Raw genomic sequence first — 20,026 nt, 5'->3', positions numbered from 1 at the left:
AGTTGGTTAGAATACCTGCCTGTCACGCAGGGGGTCGCGGGTTCGAGTCCCGTCCATTCCGCCACTTAACTTCGGTTGAGGCTGGTTAACTCAAAGTGCTGAGTTGTATCAGGATAAAAAATAAGCCACTGCATTGTGGGCGTGTAGCTCAGTTGGGAGAGCGTCGCCCTTACAAGGCGAATGTCGGGAGTTCGAACCTCTCCACGCCCACCACAATGCCTTTCCTAAAATACTATCTCCACACTATCCACTTACTCTTCAGATTGTTTTGTCTGCTAAGATGGTGAAATGTTGCCGGAGATCTACCTTTGTTTGCTACTTCCACACCCGAAATACCCATCACTCCTCTGCAGGATTCTTTATTCCGCAAGCGCTGTCTCGATGTCAGAATGGCACGTTTGGATCTAGTGCATCCTGAGGTGAGCGGTAATAAGTGGTTTAAACTGAAGTACAATCTAATTCACGCTCAGCAGCATGGCGTCAACCGAGTAGTCAGCTTTGGTGGGCCGTTTTCAAACCACATTCATGCACTGGCTTGGGCGGGAAGGCGGCTGGGTATCGAGACCGTAGGTGTTATCCGTGGTGAGCCGGTGAGTAACCATACCCTGTCCGATGCTGCCAAGTGGGGCATGCAGTTGGTGTTCGTTAACCGAAAAGAGTATCGAGAGCGTTATTCGGCAGAGTATTGTCAGCGGTTATCAGAGCAGTTTGGAGCGATGGTCATTCCAGAGGGTGGCTCGAATACGCTCGCTGTTCAAGGTGTTGCAGAGGTTGTTCCGACATTAACCATGGATGGACACTCTCCCGATGTAATCTGTGTGGCCACAGGCACCGGGGGAACTATCGCTGGTGTTATTGCCGGGGCAGGACCTTCAGTTCGCGTAGAGGGTTATCCTGTTTTGAAGGGTGCCAGCTTTCTTCGGGATGATATCAAACGGCTATTACCCAGTATCTCAGGTTTATCAAGCTGGGAGTTGGATTTAGAAGCGCATTATGGAGGCTACGGAAAGGTCTCGTTGGAGCACTTGGCTTTATGGCGGGAGTTGGAGGAGCGCTTTGCCACTCCATTAGATCCGATCTACACCTCGAAAATGCTGCGTCGCTTTCTGGAAAGAGCCGAAGCGGGGTGTTACCTCCCGCAGTCAAAAATTTTGTTGTTGCACACGGGTGGCTTACAAGGGGCACGCTCATTTGAGCTAAGTCCTTGAAAAGTTTCATTATCATGCAATGATGTAGTCTCTCGGCATTAAAGAACAAAGACAGGACAGATCATGGATCATTTTCGCAATGTTGGACTTATTGGTCGCTTGGGCAGTAAGGCGGTTATCGACACTTTGAAAACTCTCATCCGCTTTCTGCATGATCGAGACATTCATACGATTCTCGATGAAAGCATCGCCGAGCTGATGCCGGGTCATGGGCAGCAAGTTTGCCGCCAAAAGTCGATGGGTGAAATGTGTGATCTGGTTATCGTTGTGGGTGGAGATGGTAGCTTGCTTGGTGCTGCGCGCTCACTGGCGAAAAATCATGTGCCTGTGCTGGGTGTTAACCGCGGTAACCTAGGTTTCTTAACCGACATCGCACCGCACGAAATTGAAACGCGTGTGGCTGAGGTGCTAGAAGGCAAGTATATGGTGGAAACTCGCTTTCTGCTGGATCTTACGGTGCGCCGTGGTGGCGAGCCACTCGGTGAGGGAACTGCCTTAAATGATTGCGTGCTTCACCCCGGTAAAGCGACTCGTATGATTCAGTTTGAGCTCTATATTGAAGGCCAGTTCGTATACAAACAAAAGTCAGATGGTTTGATCGTATCAACACCAACGGGTTCGACCGCATATGCGCTGTCAGGTGGTGGCCCGATTATGCATCCTAAGCTAGACGCTATTGTTCTGGTGCCAATGTTTCCTCATACGCTTACAAGTCGACCGATCGTGGTAGATGGGAATAGTGAGCTTAAGTTGGTGATATCAGAGGATAACAAGACCTATCCAACCGTATCTTGCGATGGTCAGATCGATTTTAGCTTAGCCCCTGGCGATGTGATCACGATCCATAAGAAACCGCATAAGCTGAAACTTCTCCACCCTCTTGATTATGACTTTTACAGCACTTGTCGAGAGAAATTAGGCTGGGGTACAAAGCTAGGAGAGTAGTGTGATTGTTAGAGAGTCGGTAGAGGGTTACGATCTAATAGGCGATGTGCATGGCTGCGGTGTTAGTCTGCGTATGCTGCTCTCTCGGTTGGGCTACAGTAAGCGTAACGGTGTTTATCAACACCCACGCAGAAAGGTTATCTTTATTGGTGATCTCGTTGATCGCGGGCCCTATGTACGCGAAGTGTTAGAGATGGCTCACGATATGGTTCAAGCGGGATACGCTCATATTGTTATGGGAAATCATGAGTTTAACTTGCTTAGCTACTGTACGCCGAGCCGTAACATTAGCGATGGTAAGTCTTACCTGCGGGCGCACACGCAGCGCCATCGCCGAATCTTGCAAGAATCGCTACAACAGCTCGATCCTTATCCAACTGATAAAAGCGCATACCTTGATTGGATCAAGCAGATGCCGCTATTTCTTGAGTTTGAGCAATTCCGAGTGGTCCATGCGTGTTGGCATCAAGAGCTAATTGACGAGTTCAAAGTGCGCTACGATGACAACCGAATGAATGATGAAATTCTGCATCGCGCTGCCGTGCCAGATTCCTTTGAGTGGGTGTTTATGGATCGGATTTTGCGCGGTACACACCTGCGCTTGCCCAACGATGAGGTCATGATTAGCCGCGATGGCTTTAAGCGTAAGTTTTTCCGCACGAAATTCTGGGCTAATCAGCCGTCGCGTTATATTGATGTCGTTTTCCAGCCCGATCCACTGCCTGAGCATGTAGCCCGTATGCCACTGACGGAACAAAACAAACGTGATCTGATCTATTATGGACGCGGTGAAAAGACGTTATTTATTGGCCACTATTGGTGCGAGGGTGAACCTAAGCCACTTACGCCAAATATCGCTTGTCTCGACTACAGCGCTGTTAAATACGGCAAGCTCGTCGCCTATCGTTATGACTTTGAAGCGCAGTTGAGCGCAGATAAATTTATCTGGGTTGATGTGAGCGCGGAAGTGCGCAGCCCAATCTAGGCTCCATAGGATGTATTTGTGATACGAGTTTTTGAAGCGTCAGGCGCGATTGATCTGACTGACTTTGCAGCATTTTTATGGGATAACGAAATCCCACACCGAATCACTTATGATGGTGAGCGACAGGTGCTCTGGGTGCCTAATGCCAGCCAAGTTGAGCAGGTGCGTTATATATTCGAGCAGTGGCGTCGTGGAGTTGATCTGTCTGAGGTCAAGGTACGTCAGCCGTTAAGGCACCGTATTAACCTTCTCGACTACCCGCTCAGTATCAGCTTGATCGCCCTAAGCGCTCTGATCACACTGGGTATCGACTTTGGCCAGCGTTATGCGTTAATGCACTGGCTTACGATTACAGAGTTTCAAATCACAAGAACCGCCATCTTATTTGCCCCGTTGTCCGAAACTCTGTTTAGCTTGGAGTGGTGGCGGCTTGTTACACCTGCATTCATGCACTTTAATCTGCCTCATATTTTGTTTAACTCATTATGGATATGGGTTGTTGGCAGACGCATCGAGCGGCTCCAAGGCCCTTGGGCACTTGGGTTCATCTTCCTGTTTACTAGCATCATCTCGAACATTGCTCAATTTTGGGTATCTGGGCCGATGTTTGGCGGGATGTCGGGGGTTGTATTTGCGGTATTTGCCTACACATGGTTGTGGGACAAACTCGCCGGAGAACGATATTTTGGCTTTCCTCCTGCGATCATGATTTTTATGGCGTTTTGGTTAGTGCTAGGTTACACGGGGCTGCTTTCGGCAATTGGCTTTGGTTCGATCGCGAATACCGCTCATCTGGTGGGCTTGGTTGCAGGTTTGCTCGCGGTGCCGGTGGTGCGCCGTTTTGCTAAATGGCGTTAGATTCTTCTGTTAGAATGAGCGTCCAGTTTAATTGAGGAGCACAGCTTTGACTTACGAAGAGATGTTAAAAGCGATGACGCCTGAGATGCATCGAGCGTTACGCACAGCAGTGGAACTCGGTAAGTGGCCCAATGGCGAAAAACTGAGCGAAGAGCAGCGTGGTGTCTGCTTACGTGCTGTTATTGCTTATGATCAGCAAAACCTTCCAGAAGCCGAGCGTACCGGTTACATCGATCGCACTCGTCCGGATGGTACCCAGCATGGCCGAGATCCTCTCGAGCCAGACGTTTTAAAAATCATCACTGACAACTAAGGGCAGGTCATGCCAATACTTGGACAGGGTGCGCTGAGTAAAATGTGCACCCAGCTTGATACGCCCGTGCGTTACCAGTTGGAGCTGGGTGGCGCGATTATTGATATGAACACGCTGCTAGAGAAGCGTATCAAGTTAAGCTATCTCGGTGAGATCAACTGCACTCACTGTGGTCGCAAGACAAAGAAGAGCTTCAGCCAGGGTTTCTGTTATCCCTGCTTTAAAAAACTCCCACAATGTGATGTCTGTATCATGAGCCCTGAAAAGTGCCATTTTGCAGCAGGAACGTGTCGTGACTCAGGATGGGGAGAGCAGCACTGCTTTGTGCCTCATGTTGTTTATCTGGCCAACTCTTCCGGTGCCAAAGTTGGCATTACACGTGGCACGCAGGTACCCACGCGTTGGATTGATCAAGGTGCGATTCAAGCACTACCCATCTTCCATGTGGCGACGCGCCGTCAGTCTGGGTTAATCGAGGCGGCTTTGCGTGAGCACATCACTGATCGTACCAATTGGCGCAATATGCTCAAGGGCGCCGTTGAGCCTGTTTTGCTAACCGAGGTGCGTGACCAGCTTTTTGATGCTGCCTCTGATGCACTGCAAGCGGTGCGTAGTGAGTCGGGGGAGGATCAGGTTCAACCACTTAAGGATGGTGAAGTACTGGACATTACTTACCCGGTGGTTCAGTATCCTACTAAAGTCGTAACGCATAATTTAGACAAAACGCCAGTCGCTGAGGGCACATTATTAGGTATCAAGGGGCAGTATCTTATTCTCGATACCGGTGTTATCAATATTCGTAAATTCACCGCCTATCACGTTGAGCTGAGCGCAGATTAAGGGTCGCTTTTCATGTCTACCACTCCATCTGTTATCTATCTAAAAGACTATCAAGTACCACCTTTTTTAATTGAGTCGACACAACTACGTTTCGAGCTAGAAGATGATCGCACGCTAGTTAAAGCTGAGTTGCGCCTGACGCGTAACCCCGAGTGCCAAGTTAAACCACGTGGTTTGTTGATGCACGGTGATGAGTCCCTACGACTTTGTCGTCTTGCGGTTGATGGACAAGTTTTAACGGCAAAAGATTACAGCATCGACGCTGGCGCGTTGACGATTGCGGAAGTTCCTGATCAGTTTATCTTGGAGTCGGTTGTTGAAATTGACCCAGCAAAAAACACTGCGTTAGAAGGGCTATACCTATCGGATGGTGTCTACTGTACGCAATGCGAAGCAGAGGGCTTTCGCCGTATTACCTATTATTTAGACCGCCCGGACGTTATGTCTGTTTTTACAACAACCGTTGTGGCGGATAAAGCACGCTTTCCGGTATTGCTTTCCAACGGCAACCCTGTCGCTGAAGGAGATGATTCAGACGGCCGCCATTGGGTTACGTGGGAGGATCCATTTCCCAAGCCTGCGTATCTGTTTGCCCTCGTCGCGGGTGATCTTAAGCACATTGAAGATACTTTCACGACGGCCAGCGGCAAACAAGTAGCGTTGCGCCTGTTTGCTGAAGAGAAGGACTTAGACAAGCTCGACCATGCGATGACATCGCTGAAAGCGTCAATGCGCTGGGATGAGCAGGTGTATGGCCGTGAATACGACCTTGAGATCTATATGATCGTTGCGGTCGACTTCTTCAACATGGGGGCGATGGAAAACAAGGGGTTGAACGTTTTTAACACCTCCTGTGTTCTAGCGAGTCAGAAAACAACGACCGATGCAGGCTTTCAACGTGTTGAAGCCGTGGTTGCGCATGAGTACTTCCATAACTGGTCAGGTAACCGCGTCACTTGCCGCGATTGGTTTCAGCTCAGTTTAAAAGAGGGCTTTACCGTTTTTCGCGATGCGGAGTTCTCGGCTGATATGAACTCGCGCACGGTTAAGCGCGTCGAAGATGTTCAGCTACTGCGTACTGCACAGTTTTCTGAAGATGCTGGCCCAATGGCCCATCCCGTAAGGCCCGCTTCGTTTATCGAGATATCCAACTTCTATACCATGACAGTTTACGAGAAGGGCGCTGAAGTTGTGCGGATGATACATACCCTGCTGGGCCCTGATCAGTTCCGAGCGGGCAGTGATCTGTATTTTGAGCGTCATGATGGTCAAGCGGTGACAACGGACGATTTTGTAGCGGCGATGGAAGCGGCGTCTGGGCGGGATCTCACGCAGTTCAAGCGCTGGTATAGCCAAGCTGGCACACCGGTTCTCGATATTACTGATGAGTACGATCCAAGCGAATCTGTTTACCGCTTGCGTGTTAAGCAGGCTTGCCCTCCAACGCCAGAAGCAAGTGAGAAGGCTCCTTTCCATATACCACTGCAAGTGGGGTTATTGTCTCCCGAAGGCACAGATATGCCGCTTGAAAACGATGCAACGACCGTGACGCTTGAGCTTACGGAGTCTGAGCAGACTTTCACCTTTACAGGTATTCCCCAAAAGCCAGTACCGTCTCTGTTGCGAGGTTTTTCGGCGCCCGTAAAACTCAATTACGCATATAGCCAAGCGGAGCTTGTGTTTTTAATGCAGCACGATAGCGATGGCTTTAATCGTTGGGAAGCGGCACAAAAGCTTGGCGTGATCATCTTACAGGCGCTAATTGCTGACTATCAGGCAGGAAGAGAGCTCGTCCTATCTGACGCATTAGTTGGGGCTTACCGCGCGGTATTGAACGATACTACGCTTGATCCGGCGATGGTTGCCAAAGTGTTAACTTTGCCATCGCAAGCTTATCTTGGTGAGCTCTCTACGCAGATCGACGTGGATGCTATCCATGCGGCGCGTGAGTTCGCTATGAATGCACTGGCCTGCGCACTAGAAGCGGAGTTTAGCCAAGCGTATAAGCGCTGTCTGATTGATGTCGCTTACCAACCGAGTGCTGAGCAAGTTGCGCAACGGATGCTGAAAAATCTATGCCTGAGCTACCTGCTAAGGGCTGGAAAACCAGAATATTTGGCACTGGCTCAGCAGCAGTTCTCAGATGCTGATAATATGACGGACGAGCAGGCGGCGTTGGCGCTCGTTGTTCATTCTAACTATCAAGACGCTGCGCAAGCGATGTTAAGCCAATTTTACAGCCGTTGGAGCCAAGAATCTTTAGTGGTAAACAGCTGGCTGGCAGTACAGGCAAGCAATCCGTGTCCAGGTGCGCTTAGTCAAGTTGAGGCATTGATGCAGCATGAAGCTTTCAATATGAAAAACCCTAACAAAGTACGCAGTCTGATAGGGGTTTTTTGTGGGCAGAACCCGGTTAATTTTCATGCGAAAGATGGCAGTGGGTATCGCTTCTTGGCCGATCAAGTGGTCGCATTGAATGAACTCAATCCGCAAATTGCGTCTCGCTTAGTGGCTCCACTTACCAAGTGGAAGCGCTATGATGAGACACGCCAGCAGCTGATGCGTGACCAGCTACAACGAATTATGGATAGCGCGGAACTCTCGCGCGATGTATATGAAGTAGTGAGTAAGAGTATTTAGTAAGTTAGAACTTTAACGGCGATCTGTTAGTCTTACAGATCGCTATAAGTGTTTGATCAATAATAATGTTAATTAAAGGTGTGCTGATGGACCGTAAGCTTTCATCTGAAGACAAGTTTAATATCCAGCAAAATTTTCGTCGCTATCTTAAGTTTCAAGATCAGTATGATGGTACGAATGAGGTAGTAAAAGCTGCTAAGTCGAGCCGTGTTTGGATCGTTGGCGTTATCGCGCTATTTTTTGCGCTTGCGTCTGACTTCTTCTTGGGCGCTGCAGCAGCGCTATTTGGTTTGTATTTTTATCGTATCGTTTCGGCGTCTATGAAGTTTGGTAACGCTGAAGAGGGCAAAGAGGATACGCAGCGCTGGTTTGCCACAAAAGGTCTCAAGCTTGAGGGGCGCGTGCTCTATTTCCGCGATGATCAGATGCTAGATAACCCAATCGACCCGTTCGATGACGCGGTATACAAATAAGTATGTCCCCTGAGCCAGCTAATATGCTGGCTCTTTCTTTCTAGGGCGAAAGCTCGCTCCGTTTGTTTGCTTCTTTGATATTGGTACTATGAATTTCTACGTGCGTCTCATGTAAGGTAGGAGGGCGTATTTGTGCCGATAAAAAAAGAGTACCAAGGTCTCACTAAACGCACGCGTATGATGCTTGCGACGGCTGAGGCGGACAATCTCGACTTTAAGCGCGACGCATCTGGCGTTAAGAGTATCGATCTGGTGGCATTTGCGAACGCTGAGCATGGCGGAACGATTCTTATTGGTGTCGATGAGTACACATCAAAAGATGGTTTGCAGCGTGGTAAGGTGGTGGGGTGTTCGGTCGATGATAATGCCCGCTTAATGCTAATCAACAAAGCCACCGATTGCTCCCCTAATATCGATGTCCAAATCTATATCGAGAACCTCAAGGCAAAGCCTATCTTCCGTGTTGAAGTCCCTTCCGGGCGTTTAAAACCCTATGCCTCGCCACGAGGTATGTATTCGATTAGAGCTGACGGCCGTAATCGGGCGCTATTTCCTGAAGAGTTGCTGCTGATCTTTATGGATCGAGAGGGCGACAAATTTCTATCGCGTTTTCGGCATGCCGTCGCAGAGTTGGAGGCACAAGTGGGCGGAATCAACCAGTCCCTGAGCGGCGATATTATGGCAGTCGCAGATCACATACATGATCTGGATGATCAACTCCAGCGTACTCTAGGAAGGTTGCAGGGCCTAACGGATAGCACCAAAAAGCGCTCACGCAATCTGCTGCAAACCCTAAAAGATAGCCAAGACAGTCTCGATAAGCTTGAACGCTTTCTTTTAGAGGACTCGTTTACACATCAGCGTGACGAGCGCCTCACAAGTCTTGAGCATAAAGTCGACCAGTTGTTAACGATAATTCGCGAGAATGCTGAATGAGCCAACCTGATTTTTTACGTCGCTGTAGCCATTGGATCTTTGATCTTGATGGTACGCTGACAAAAGCTGTCCATGATTTTGACCATATTCGTCGTGAGTTAGCGATACCTGATAACGAAGATATTTTGGATTATATCGACGGGTTACCGTCGGCAGAGCGGATCGAAAAGTCCAAGCGCCTAGATGAGTTAGAGCACTTTTATGCGCTGCAAGCGGCACCGGCCGAGGGGTTAGAAGCGCTATTTTCGCGGCTAGCGGGGCGTGATTGTATGTTTGCGATACTCACCCGTAATACGCGTGACTTTGCGTTGATGTCGCTAGATTCTATCGGTATTGGGGATCTCTTTGCGCCAGAAATGGTCTTAGGACGTAATGAGGCTGCGCCAAAACCCAGTCCAGAAGGCATTCAAAAGATATTACAAGCGTGGCGAGTTGGCGCTGGGGATGCGCTCATGGTTGGTGATTTTATCCATGATCTTAACGCTGGGCGAGCAGCCGAATGTAGAACGATTCACGTTGATGCAGATACCAGCCGAAACTGGCCTAAAGTGACAGATTATAGATTTAGGTCACTCCATGAGTTGTCGCTGAGTGTGTAAGCTGTTGTGAAGCTTACGGTGAATGGGGCCCAGCGTAAGTCTGCATTAGCAGGGTAGGTGAATAGGCACCTACCAAAGGTCTTAAAACAGTGCGGAGGCATCGATATGACAGTTATCGACGAGCTACAGCGGGACCACGTCAATCTGGGGCGCTTACTAGAGATATTGGATCGCAAGATCATCAAGCTCAAAAGTGGTCACCACCCTAACTTCAATCTGATGGCTGATGTGGTTGACTACATCGCAAACTACGCAGAAGAACACCACCACCCACGAGAAGACAAGATTTACGCACACTTCAAAGGCCGGGACGAGCAACTTGATCAAGCCTTGCTAGAGTGCGAGGCTCAGCATGTTGAATTAAGAGGTAATGCTGAGAAACTGCTCAGTGTTATTGATGATATTTTAAACGACGCTGTGATTCCGATGGATGAATTTATTGCCCACTTGGAGTTATTTGTTGAAAACGAAAAGTCCCACATGCGTATGGAAGAGATTGCGGTATTTCCGCTGATACGCGACGTGGCCACAGATCCTGATTGGGAGCATACAAGTGCGCTCGCACCTGCGGTTAATGACCCGCTATTCGGCGAACGTTTAGCGGACGAGTATCGAGACCTCTATCAGCAATTGCTGGATGATATTGAGCAAAGCGCTTAATTCGCAGCAGGTAGAGGTTTGCTTTGTGTGCGGTTTCGGCCTGCATGTTTCGCTTGATATAAGGCTTCATCAGCAGTACGCAGCAAAACATGCGCGTGTTGCTGGTGGTCTTTTTGGCTTAGTGTCATGAGCGGCTGGTAGCTGGCGCATCCAATTGAGGCGGTAATACGAAATGGCGCGCCCTCTACGCTGCGTAGGATCTCCTTGGCAAGTTGCGTACGCAGGTTTTCTGCCACCATCATCGCTTGTTCTTCAGCACAGCTGGGTAGCAAGATGGAAAACTCTTCGCCACCATAGCGTGCAACGAAATCCGTTTTTCGTAGCGTTCCTTTTAACAGCTTCCCTAGTGTACGCAGGACTCTGTCACCGGTTTGATGGCCATATACGTCGTTGATCTTCTTAAAATGATCAATATCGATAAATAAACAACTAAGCGGCTCGCCAATTCGGTTGGCGCGGGCAACTTCTCGCAAGATTTCCTTATCAAAGGCTCTGCGATTGTGCACGCTAGTGAGCATATCGATGATGCTGATACGATGCAGGTGCTCGCGTGTCATGCAGTTTTCGATACACACTGCGATAACCGACATCAGGTGAGACAGGTACGTGTAGCGAATATCTGCTGTGTATCTAGCAATATCCTGTGAGCCAAGGTTCAAGCAGCCGATCAAGCAGTTCTGCCGTACCAGCGGCATGCGAGCTGCGCTAAGGATGTAAGGGTGGTCAGGGAAAACAATTTTACGAATATCGTTGTCGACTTCGCCGAAGGCTAGTTGTTCATGTGGATGAAGTTGGCGCAATAAACGTAGGTCGGGCTGAAAGTACACCCGCTTTCGTTCTTGATGCCCTAGCTCGCTGAGTAGGTCTGCCGCAATATGCTCTGGATCGAAGAGAAACAGCGTAACGGACGATAGCCGGAAGGTGTCACGAAACTTATTGAGCAGGATATCGACTAGCTCACAGAGGCGGTTGCAGGCCAGTAGCTCGAGCTCAACCTCAAAAAACTGATTGAGCAGTGTCTCGTTTTGCTCTGCTTGAATCAGGTCAATGCGTCGCTGGCGTTTGAGCTCAGCGTTCTCTAATTCGAGTAGCTTCCTATCCATCATGTTTACCTAGTCGGCTGGCGCAACGGTCATCTGGTTTTGTGATCATCTACTAGATATCCCATTGAAACTGGGTCAAATTGATCTTCCCTCCGTTGAAGGCAACATCTTCTGCTTGAAGGCGAGCATATTGCTCGTGATACTTCGCCGATGCTTTAGGAAAGGATAGTTGTCCCTGTGCATTGATCACGCGGTGCCATGGAATTGTGCTTTTGGCCGGGAGCTGCCTTAATGCTTGACCAACCAATCTTGCGCCTCTGGGAAAACCAGCAAGCTTAGCTATCTGTCCATAAGTGGCTACTTTGCCCTCTGGTATATGGGCTATGGCGGTGTAAATCGCTTCTTGGCGTGTTGGCTCAGTCATTGTGTAAACGTAAGTATGCTGGCTGCTACTGATACCAATATACATGAGATTGATGTGAAGTGTGTGTAGTAACGCTGAGTTATTTGGATCAATAAACCGGTATAAATAAAAAAGACCCCAGAGGGGCCTTAAGAGAGGTTACATATTCGGATAGTTGGGTCCGCCCGTGCCTTCAGGGGTCACCCAAACAATATTCTGTGCTGGGTCTTTGATGTCACAGGTTTTGCAGTGGACGCAGTTCTGAGCATTGATCTGGAAGCTCGGTTGGCCGGCGTCATCCTCTACCACTTCATACACACCCGCTGGGCAGTAACGTTGTGCCGGTTCCGCGTAAGTTGGCAGGTTTTTCGCCAGCGGAACGCTCGGGTCTTTTAGCGTCAAGTGGCATGGTTGGTCCTCTTCGTGGTTGGTATTGGAGAGGAAAACCGAGCTGAGCTTATCAAAGCTCAAAACGCCATCCGGTTTGGGGTACGCGATGGGTGTAAATTCCGATGCCGGACGCATCTGCGCGTAATCTTCGTGGTTATCACGCAAGGTGATCGGTAGCTTGCCGCCAAAGATATTTTGGTCGAAAAAGTTGAACGCACCACCCAAGAACGGCCCAAACTTATGCATCGCCGGTCCAAAGTTACGTGTGCGGTATAGCTCTTCATACAACCACGAGTCTTTGAATGCCGTGTTGAAGCTGTCGAGCTTCTTGCCACCGGTGCAACCGGCTTGCAGCGCGGCAAAGACACTCTCTGCGGCTAACATGCCAGACTTCATCGCGGTGTGCGTCCCTTTGATCTTGGCAAAGTTCAGCGTACCCGCATTACAACCGATCAGCAGACCGCCGGGGAAGACCATCTCAGGTAACGCATTGAAACCGCCTTTCGCGATTGCACGCGCACCGTATGAGACGCGCTTGCCGCCCTCAAGGTGTTGCTTTAGTACCGGGTGATGCTTGAGGCGCTGGAACTCATCAAACGGACTGATGTATGGGTTGGCGTAGTTCAGATCCACAATCAGCCCCACCACCACTTGGTTATCATCGGTATGATAGAGGAAGAAACCACCGCTGGTGCCCCCTGATAGCGGCCAGCCAGAGCCGTGTACCACTAAACCCGGCTTGTGCTTAGCGGGATCGATATCCCATAGCTCTTTAATACCGATGCCATAGTGTTGTGCATCAGCGTCTTTATCCAATTCGAATTGGCTGTATAGCTGTTTGCCCAAGTGGCCACGACAGCCCTCAGCAAATAGGGTGTACTTGGCATGCAGCTCCATGCCGGGCATGTAGCTGTCTTTCTCGCTGCCATCCGCACCAATGCCCATATCACCGGTTGCGATCCCCTTAACGCTGCCATCGTCGTGGTACAGCACTTCCGATGCGGCAAAGCCTGGGAAGATCTCAACCCCCAGCGCTTCAGCCTGCTCACCCAACCAGCGTGTCACATTCCCTAAGCTAACAATATAGTTACTTTCGTTGTGCATGGTTTTGGGGATCAGTGCATTGGGTAGTTTCTTTGCGCTTTCCCCGTCTTTTAGCAGGTAGAGTTCATCTTCGGTGACCGGGGTATTTAGAGGGGCACCGCGCTCTTTCCAATCGGGGAAGAGTTCATCTAGGGCGCGTGATTCAATTACCGCACCCGATAAGATATGTGCGCCCACTTCTGAGCCTTTTTCTACGACACAAACGGTCAGCTCTTGTTCTGCTGCATTAGCTTGTTGCATGAGTCGGCAAGCTGCCGAGAGGCCCGCAGGCCCTGCACCGACGATGACAACATCAAACTCCATCGATTCACGTTCCACAATCAATCTCCCCTTGCTCTTGTCTGTTGCTTTGATATCGTCACTAGTGCGATAGGAAAAGCTGTGACTTTTTGTTATTCGATCAATGACTTGGATTTGATTATAAGTGAATTCCCCTATTTATTGAAATGGGTCTGAGTCAAAATACAACTTTCGGATAGCGCTAAATGCTTGAATATCGAAGCTGAATACGTAATATAAGGGAAATTACTTATTTCTGTGCTCGCGCAGGATTCCAAAATAACGCCGAATAAGAAAGAAAGGTAAACGCAATGAAAGTGCTGGTAACAGTCAAACGCGTCATCGACTACAACGTAAAAGTGCGTGTGAAGTCCGATAACAGCGACGTTGATTTGAGCAACGTTAAAATGGCGATGAACCCGTTCTGTGAGATCGCGGTAGAAGAAGCGGTTCGCCTAAAAGAAGCTGGCGTGGCAACGGAAGTGGTTGCTGTGTCTCTCGGAGCAAAGAACTGCCAAGAGCAGCTCCGCACAGCATTAGCACTGGGTGCCGATCGTGCGATCCACGTGGAATCTGACGAAGTACTTGAGTCTCTCACCGTGGCTAAGCTGCTTAAAAAGGTAGTTGAAGAAGAGCAACCTGACCTCATCGTGATGGGTAAGCAGGCGATCGATACAGATAATAACCAGACTGGCCAGATGCTTGCTGCATTAACAGGTTACGGCCAAGGTACTTTCGCTTCAGAAGTGAAAGTGGAAGGTGGCAAAGCACAGGTAACACGTGAAGTTGATGGCGGTTTGCAGACAGTTGAACTGGCACTGCCAGCGATTGTAACAACAGATTTACGCTTGAATGAGCCGCGTTATGCATCACTGCCTAACATCATGAAAGCGAAGAAGAAACCATTGGATGTTAAGACACCAGCGGATCTCGGCGTTGAAGTTACTTCCCACACGAAAGTGCTGAAAGTAACACCGCCGGCTGAGCGCCAAGCGGGTATTAAAGTAGCGTCTGTTGAAGAGCTGGTCGACAAACTGAAGAACGAAGCGAAGGTGATCTAATGGCTATCTTAGTAATTGCAGAACATGACAATGCATCACTGAAAGGTGCAACGTTAAATACTGTTACAGCAGCGACACAGATGGGTAGCGATATCCACGTCTTAGTTGCAGGTGAAGGTTGCCAAGCAGCAGCGGATCAAGCTTCAAAAGTCGCAGGCGTTGACAAAGTACTGGTTGCCGACAGCGCAGCGTATGCACATCAATTAGCCGAGAACGTTTCTTTGCTAGTTGCTGAGTTGGGCAAGGACTACGGCCATGTAGTTGCACCTGCAACAACGTCGGGTAAGAACTTCATGCCACGTGTTGCTGCACTGTTAGATGTAGCTCAAGTGTCTGATATCACGCGTGTTGAATCTGCAGATACGTTTGATCGTCCAATTTATGCGGGCAACGCTATTGCAACTGTTCAATCTTTAGACGCTACTAAAGTTATCACAGTACGTACGACTGGCTTTGATGCCGCTGCCGCAGAAGGTGGTAGTGCTGCGGTTGAGCCTGTTGGTTCTACGCACGATGCGGGTGTTTCTAGCTTTGTAGGCGAAGAGATGGCTGTATCTGATCGTCCAGAGCTGACCGCTGCTAAAGTCGTTGTCTCTGGTGGCCGTGGTATGGGTAGCGGTGAAAACTTCGCTCTTATTGACGCGGTTGCAGACAAGCTTGGTGCTGCAGTAGGTGCCTCGCGTGCAGCGGTTGACGCAGGTTTTGTACCGAACGATATGCAAGTAGGTCAAACTGGTAAGATCGTTGCACCAGAACTGTATGTTGCGGTAGGTATCTCGGGCGCTATCCAGCACCTTGCGGGTATGAAAGATTCAAAGATCATTGTTGCTATCAACAAGGATGAAGAAGCACCAATCTTCCAAGTTGCTGATTACGGCTTGGTTGCTGATCTGTTTGATGTTCTCCCTGAGTTGGAGAAACAGCTTTAATCGGAATGATCGATTAAAACATGGCTTTTGCCTTTGGTGTGTGATGCACCATTTTCTTGCTTGTAGCCCGGCTTTGCCGGGCTTTTTTTATGGTGCGAATTCGTTAGGATGGTACCTCAACGAACCACCAAGGAGATGTACACGTGATTCTTGACCTTAACGAGATGGATAAAGCCTCGGTCTATCACGCGATGACGCAAACGCTCGTGCCAAGGCCGATTGCGTGGGTGCTATCTGAGTCAGCCCAAGGCGCTTTGAACCTTGCGCCTTTCTCATACTTTACAGCTGTTTGCAGTGATCCACCGCTGATAATGATCTCGGTTGGTAAAAAACCGTCGGGTGAAGAGAAGGATACATTTCTGAACATTATCGAGCAGAAGCAGTTTGTGATTCATATCGCTGATGAGCAGCTTGCTGAAGCGGTTACGCTTAGCTCAAAAACGTTACCGCGGGACCACTCAGAGGTTGACTTATGTGGCTTACAAACAGTGAACGAAGCGGGTTTTGCTTTGCCGCGTCTCGTTGGTCCAAAAATCGCCATGGCTTGCAAACTACATAGCACGCAGACGATGGGGGCGTTGGATCAGAATTTAATTTTTGGTCAGATTGAGTCGATCTGGATTGATGATCACGTTCTTGCAGAAGACGCACAAGGTCGGATGAAGGTTATGGCTGACCAGCTTAAACCGCTGGGCCGCTTGGGTGGCTCTGAATATCAAACGTTTGGCAACACGCTATCGGTTGCGCGCCCTAAATAGGAGTGATTATGGATACTCAGCAATCATGGGCGATCAAGCAAGGGTCTGCGCTGCACCAAGAGATGATCTCGTGGCGGCGAGATATTCATCGACACCCAGAAACAGCTTATGAGGAGGTGAGAACCAGTGAGCGAGTTGCTCAACTATTAACCAGTTTTGGGCTCGAAGTTACCTGTGGTTTGGGTCGGACTGGCGTTGTCGCTGTGCTTCAAGGTGAGCAGGGTGGTGATGAGATGATAGCGTTGCGTGCCGATATGGATGCGCTGGATTTATGTGAGCTAAATGAGTTTGAACATCGCTCTTGTCGTGACGGAAAGATGCATGCGTGTGGTCATGATGGCCATACCGCGATGCTCTTAGGTGCCGCAAAGTACCTTGCTGAAAATCCCGCGTTTGCGGGTAAGGTCTGCTTTATTTTTCAACCTGCTGAAGAGGGCAAGGCTGGCGCCCGTGCCATGATACGCGATGGGCTCTTTGAACGCTTTCCAGCCACCCAAGTGTTTGGAATGCATAACTGGCCTGGTTTGGCAGCAGGTGCTTTCGCGGTGCATAGTGGCGCTGTGATGGCATCAACTGACTCTTTTGATATTGTTATTGAAGGGCAGGGCGGACATGCGGCGATGCCGCATTTAGGGGTTGACCCAGTGGTGGTTGCCGCTCAAGTTATCATTGCGCTTCAAACGGCGGTGTCCCGACAAACCGATCCACTGAAGTCGGCGGTATTAAGTGTAACGACAATGCGCGGCGGCGAAGCGTATAACGTCATTCCTGAATCTGTCACGTTGACGGGCACCTGTCGCTCCTTCTGCCCTGAAGTAAAGCATCAGTTAGAGAGGCTAATTCAGAAACAAGCACATCATATTTGCGAAGCGTTTGGCGCTAAAGCAACGGTGACATATCGGGCCGGTTACCCCGCGACGGTGAACACAGCAAAAGAGGCGACCGTGGCTGAGACCGCGTGCTTAAGCCTCGTTTCGCCAGATCAGGTTTTGACTGATATGCCGTCGAGTATGGGGGCGGAAGACTTTGCGTTTATGCTGCAAGAGCGCCCGGGGGCATACATATGGATTGGCAACGGCGATCAGGAGGGTTTTCGAGGCTTGCATAACCCCTACTATGATTTTAATGACGATGTACTGGCGTTAGGCGCCAGTTACTGGGTTGCGCTGATAGATCAGTTGCTATCACGCTGAGTTGATATTTTATGGGTACAAAAAAGCCCAAGCTATATGGCTTGGGCTTTTTATTTGGCAGCACACATGTGCTGCCGTTTATATGAGGCGCCTTAGGCGATAGCAGCCAGTGCTGCGTTCAACGTCGCGGATGGACGCATTACACGCTTCACTGTTTCACGATTAGCATGATAGTAGCCGTCTAGCTCAGCAGGCTTGCCTTGGCAGTCTGCTAGTTCAGCAACGATCTTCTCTTCGTTGTCAGCCAGAGTCTTCGCAAGGGTTGCAAAGTGGGCTGCAAGCTCTTCGTCTTCTGTTTGAGCTGCAACTTCTTGTGCCCAGTACAGGCCTAGGTAGAAGTGGCTACCACGGTTGTCTAGTTCACCCGTTTTGCGAGAAGGAGACTTGTTGTTTTCCAGCAATTTGCCTGTTGCTGCATCCAAAGTCTTCGCTAGGATTGCGGCCTTCTGGTTGTCTTTTTTGATACCTACATCTTCAAGAGATACCGCCAGAGCAAGGAATTCACCTAAGGAATCCCAACGCAGGTGGTTTTCCTCTTCTACCTGCTGTACGTGTTTCGGAGCAGAGCCGCCTGCGCCAGTTTCGTACATACCGCCGCCTTTCAACATAGGCACGATAGATAGCATTTTCGCTGATGTACCTAGTTCCATGATTGGGAACAGGTCAGTCAGGTAGTCACGCAGAACGTTACCGGTGACAGAAATTGTATCTAGGCCACGGATCTGGCGTTCCATAGAGAAACGGATCGCTTCATTGTATGACATGATGTGGATATCAAGACCGTCAGTATCGTGTTCTTGCAAGCACGCTTCGACTTTCTTTTTCAGTTCCATATCATGCGCACGCTCTGAATCTAACCAGAAAATAGCTGGCGTGTTAGATAGGCGCGAACGAGTCACGGCAAGTTTCACCCAGTCACGGACAGGCTCATCTTTCGTTTGGCAAGCACGCCAGATATCGCCATCAGCCACTTCGTGAGACATCAGAACTGTACCGTCCTGAGCTACAACGCGCATTGTGCCTGCTTTGCACTCGTATGTTTTGTCGTGTGAGCCGTACTCTTCCGCTTTTTTCGCCATCAAACCAACGTTTGGTACAGTACCCATCGTCGTTGGATCGAATGCGCCATTTGTTTTGCAGAAGTTAATCATCTCTTGATAGATGCGAGCGTAAGTTGATTCAGGCATAACAGCTTTAGTATCTGCTGTTTGGCCATTAGCATCCCACATCTTACCGCCGTTACGCATCATCGCTGGCATAGAAGCATCGACGATCACGTCAGAAGGTACGTGCAGGTTCGTGATACCTTTCGCAGAGTCTACCATCGCAAGCTTTGGACGGTGCTCGTAGCAAGCGTGGATATCTTCTTCGATCTCTTCACGCTTAGAACGTGGTAGCGATGCGATTTTGTCGTATACGCTGCCGATACCATTGTTCGGGTTTACACCCAGCTCTTCAAAGAGTTCGCCGTGTTTTTCAAACAGCTCTTTGTAGAAAACAGTGACAGCGTGACCAAATACGATCGGGTGAGAGACTTTCATCATGGTCGCTTTCACGTGTAGGGACCACATAACACCCGTATCTTTTGCGTCTTGCATAGAGGCTTCAAAGAACTCGCGAAGCTCTTTACAGCTCATGCGCATGCTGTCTAGGACTTCACCTTTCTCAAGAGGCAGTTCTTTCTTCACTTCAACGTTGCCTTGTGGGTCAACGTACTCAATGCGAATAGAGCCTGCATCGCTCATGGTGATTGATTGCTCGCTAGAGAAGAAGTCGCCGTTACGCATGTAATCAGCGTGCGTTTGCGATGCTTGGCTCCACTTGCCCATCGAGTGTGGGAACTTGCGAGCGTATGCTTTTACAGCACCCGGCGCACGGCGGTCAGAGTTACCTTCACGTAGAACTGGGTTTACCGCAGAACCTAAGATCTTGGAGTAGCGCGCTTGGATCTCTTTGTCAGCTTCGCTTTGAGGATCTTCTGGGAAGTCAGGGATGTTGTAACCTTGAGATTGCAATTCTGCGATACAAGCCTTCAACTGCGGTACAGATGCACTGATGTTTGGCAGTTTGATGATGTTCGCATCTGGATCCTGAGTTAGGTTACCAAGGAACGCTAGACCGTCTTCAACTTTCTGGTCATCGTTTAGGTTATCGGGGAAGCTGGCAAGGATGCGTCCAGCCAAAGAGATATCAGTGATTTTGATATCGATATCCGCAGCCGATGTGAACGCACGTACGATAGGTAGTAAAGAACAGGTCGCTAGAGATGGCGCTTCATCTGTTAGCGTGTAGTAAATCGTTTGTTTTGTAGTCATTTTTCATCCCCGAAAATTTTTAGCTGTGTCGCCAAAGACTTGATTTTAAGCGGCTTTTAGCTGCCTAACTCCACGATATCAAGCCCTTTCAGTA

General features: G+C 49.4%; 19 protein-coding genes and 1 tRNA gene. 16 read left to right on the top strand and 4 right to left on the bottom strand.

Features of this window, described 5'->3' with window-relative positions:
• Positions 1-137 precede the first annotated feature (137 nt).
• The 12 genes from E4L36_RS03645 to E4L36_RS03590 all read left to right on the top strand — a co-directional run bounded on the left by E4L36_RS03645 (position 138) and on the right by E4L36_RS03590 (position 10,457).
• Positions 138-213: transfer RNA gene (locus E4L36_RS03645), tRNA-Val, on the top strand.
• A gap of 95 nt (positions 214-308) precedes the next feature.
• A complete protein-coding gene (locus tag E4L36_RS03640) occupies positions 309-1,208 on the top strand; it encodes a pyridoxal-phosphate dependent enzyme (protein WP_136679246.1) in 900 nt (299 codons plus the stop codon).
• Positions 1,209-1,271: 63 nt separating this feature from the next.
• A complete protein-coding gene (locus tag E4L36_RS03635; RefSeq protein ID WP_127692585.1) occupies positions 1,272-2,153 on the top strand; it encodes an NAD(+) kinase in 882 nt (293 codons plus the stop codon).
• Position 2,154: 1 nt separating this feature from the next.
• Entirely contained in the window at positions 2,155-3,138 is a 984-nt protein-coding gene (locus E4L36_RS03630) for a metallophosphoesterase (protein WP_136679245.1), read from the top strand.
• 18 nt (positions 3,139-3,156) lie between these two features.
• Positions 3,157-3,996: a rhomboid family intramembrane serine protease gene (locus tag E4L36_RS03625; protein ID WP_136679244.1), complete on the top strand. Its 840-nt coding sequence runs from the start codon at positions 3,157-3,159 to the stop codon at positions 3,994-3,996.
• Positions 3,997-4,042: 46 nt separating this feature from the next.
• The gene (locus E4L36_RS03620) at positions 4,043-4,309 is read left to right on the top strand and encodes a DUF1315 family protein (protein WP_136679243.1); all 267 of its coding nucleotides are present in this window, start codon (positions 4,043-4,045) and stop codon (positions 4,307-4,309) included.
• 9 nt (positions 4,310-4,318) lie between these two features.
• On the top strand, positions 4,319-5,149 hold the full coding sequence (locus E4L36_RS03615; RefSeq protein ID WP_136679242.1) for a DUF2797 domain-containing protein: 831 nt from the start codon (positions 4,319-4,321) through the stop codon (positions 5,147-5,149).
• 12 nt (positions 5,150-5,161) lie between these two features.
• Positions 5,162-7,789: an aminopeptidase N gene (gene pepN / locus E4L36_RS03610; RefSeq protein ID WP_136679241.1), complete on the top strand. Its 2,628-nt coding sequence runs from the start codon at positions 5,162-5,164 to the stop codon at positions 7,787-7,789.
• 86 nt (positions 7,790-7,875) lie between these two features.
• Positions 7,876-8,262, top strand: a complete 387-nt coding sequence (locus E4L36_RS03605; RefSeq protein ID WP_127692591.1) for a hypothetical protein — start codon at positions 7,876-7,878, stop codon at positions 8,260-8,262.
• Positions 8,263-8,394: 132 nt separating this feature from the next.
• Positions 8,395-9,198, top strand: coding sequence for an ATP-binding protein (locus tag E4L36_RS03600; RefSeq protein WP_240770662.1), 804 nt, complete (start codon positions 8,395-8,397; stop codon positions 9,196-9,198).
• Positions 9,195-9,797: an HAD family hydrolase gene (locus tag E4L36_RS03595; RefSeq protein WP_136679240.1), complete on the top strand. Its 603-nt coding sequence runs from the start codon at positions 9,195-9,197 to the stop codon at positions 9,795-9,797. Before E4L36_RS03600 ends, E4L36_RS03595 begins: the two co-directional genes overlap by 4 nt.
• A gap of 105 nt (positions 9,798-9,902) precedes the next feature.
• Positions 9,903-10,457, top strand: coding sequence for a hemerythrin domain-containing protein (locus E4L36_RS03590; RefSeq protein ID WP_136679239.1), 555 nt, complete (start codon positions 9,903-9,905; stop codon positions 10,455-10,457).
• Here the strand turns inward: E4L36_RS03590 and E4L36_RS03585 are convergent.
• The 3 genes from E4L36_RS03585 to E4L36_RS03575 form a co-directional block, all read right to left on the bottom strand.
• On the bottom strand, positions 10,454-11,560 hold the full coding sequence (locus E4L36_RS03585) for a sensor domain-containing diguanylate cyclase (RefSeq protein ID WP_136679238.1): 1,107 nt from the start codon (positions 11,558-11,560) through the stop codon (positions 10,454-10,456). The two genes, E4L36_RS03590 and E4L36_RS03585, sit on opposite strands and share 4 nt — an antisense overlap.
• Positions 11,561-11,612: 52 nt before the next feature.
• A complete protein-coding gene (locus E4L36_RS03580) occupies positions 11,613-11,924 on the bottom strand; it encodes an MGMT family protein (RefSeq protein WP_127693139.1) in 312 nt (103 codons plus the stop codon).
• A 138-nt stretch (positions 11,925-12,062) separates the two neighbouring features.
• Positions 12,063-13,700: an electron transfer flavoprotein-ubiquinone oxidoreductase gene (locus E4L36_RS03575; RefSeq protein WP_206064500.1), complete on the bottom strand. Its 1,638-nt coding sequence runs from the start codon at positions 13,698-13,700 to the stop codon at positions 12,063-12,065.
• A 287-nt stretch (positions 13,701-13,987) separates the two neighbouring features.
• Here E4L36_RS03575 and E4L36_RS03570 point away from each other — a divergent pair, with 287 nt between their 5' ends.
• The 4 genes from E4L36_RS03570 (at position 13,988) to E4L36_RS03555 (ending at position 17,617) form a co-directional block, all read left to right on the top strand.
• Positions 13,988-14,737, top strand: coding sequence for an electron transfer flavoprotein subunit beta/FixA family protein (locus E4L36_RS03570; protein ID WP_127692596.1), 750 nt, complete (start codon positions 13,988-13,990; stop codon positions 14,735-14,737).
• The gene (locus tag E4L36_RS03565; RefSeq protein WP_136679236.1) at positions 14,737-15,666 is read left to right on the top strand and encodes an FAD-binding protein; all 930 of its coding nucleotides are present in this window, start codon (positions 14,737-14,739) and stop codon (positions 15,664-15,666) included. Before E4L36_RS03570 ends, E4L36_RS03565 begins: the two co-directional genes overlap by 1 nt.
• Positions 15,667-15,809: 143 nt before the next feature.
• On the top strand, positions 15,810-16,424 hold the full coding sequence (locus tag E4L36_RS03560) for a flavin reductase family protein (RefSeq protein ID WP_136679235.1): 615 nt from the start codon (positions 15,810-15,812) through the stop codon (positions 16,422-16,424).
• A gap of 8 nt (positions 16,425-16,432) precedes the next feature.
• Positions 16,433-17,617 carry a M20 aminoacylase family protein gene (locus E4L36_RS03555; RefSeq protein WP_136679234.1) on the top strand — a complete coding sequence of 395 codons (1,185 nt, stop codon included), beginning with the start codon at positions 16,433-16,435 and terminating at the stop codon, positions 17,615-17,617.
• A 92-nt stretch (positions 17,618-17,709) separates the two neighbouring features.
• On the opposite strand, the gene E4L36_RS03550 is transcribed toward E4L36_RS03555, so the two are convergent.
• The gene (locus tag E4L36_RS03550) at positions 17,710-19,932 is read right to left on the bottom strand and encodes an NADP-dependent isocitrate dehydrogenase (protein WP_136679233.1); all 2,223 of its coding nucleotides are present in this window, start codon (positions 19,930-19,932) and stop codon (positions 17,710-17,712) included.
• Between the last annotated feature and the right edge of the window lie 94 nt (positions 19,933-20,026).

The sequence above is a fragment of the Neptunomonas sp. XY-337 genome (assembly GCF_004959845.1).
Lineage (GTDB): Bacteria > Pseudomonadota > Gammaproteobacteria > Pseudomonadales > Balneatricaceae > Neptunomonas > Neptunomonas marina.
This window is presented reverse-complemented; position numbering and strand designations above follow the sequence as displayed.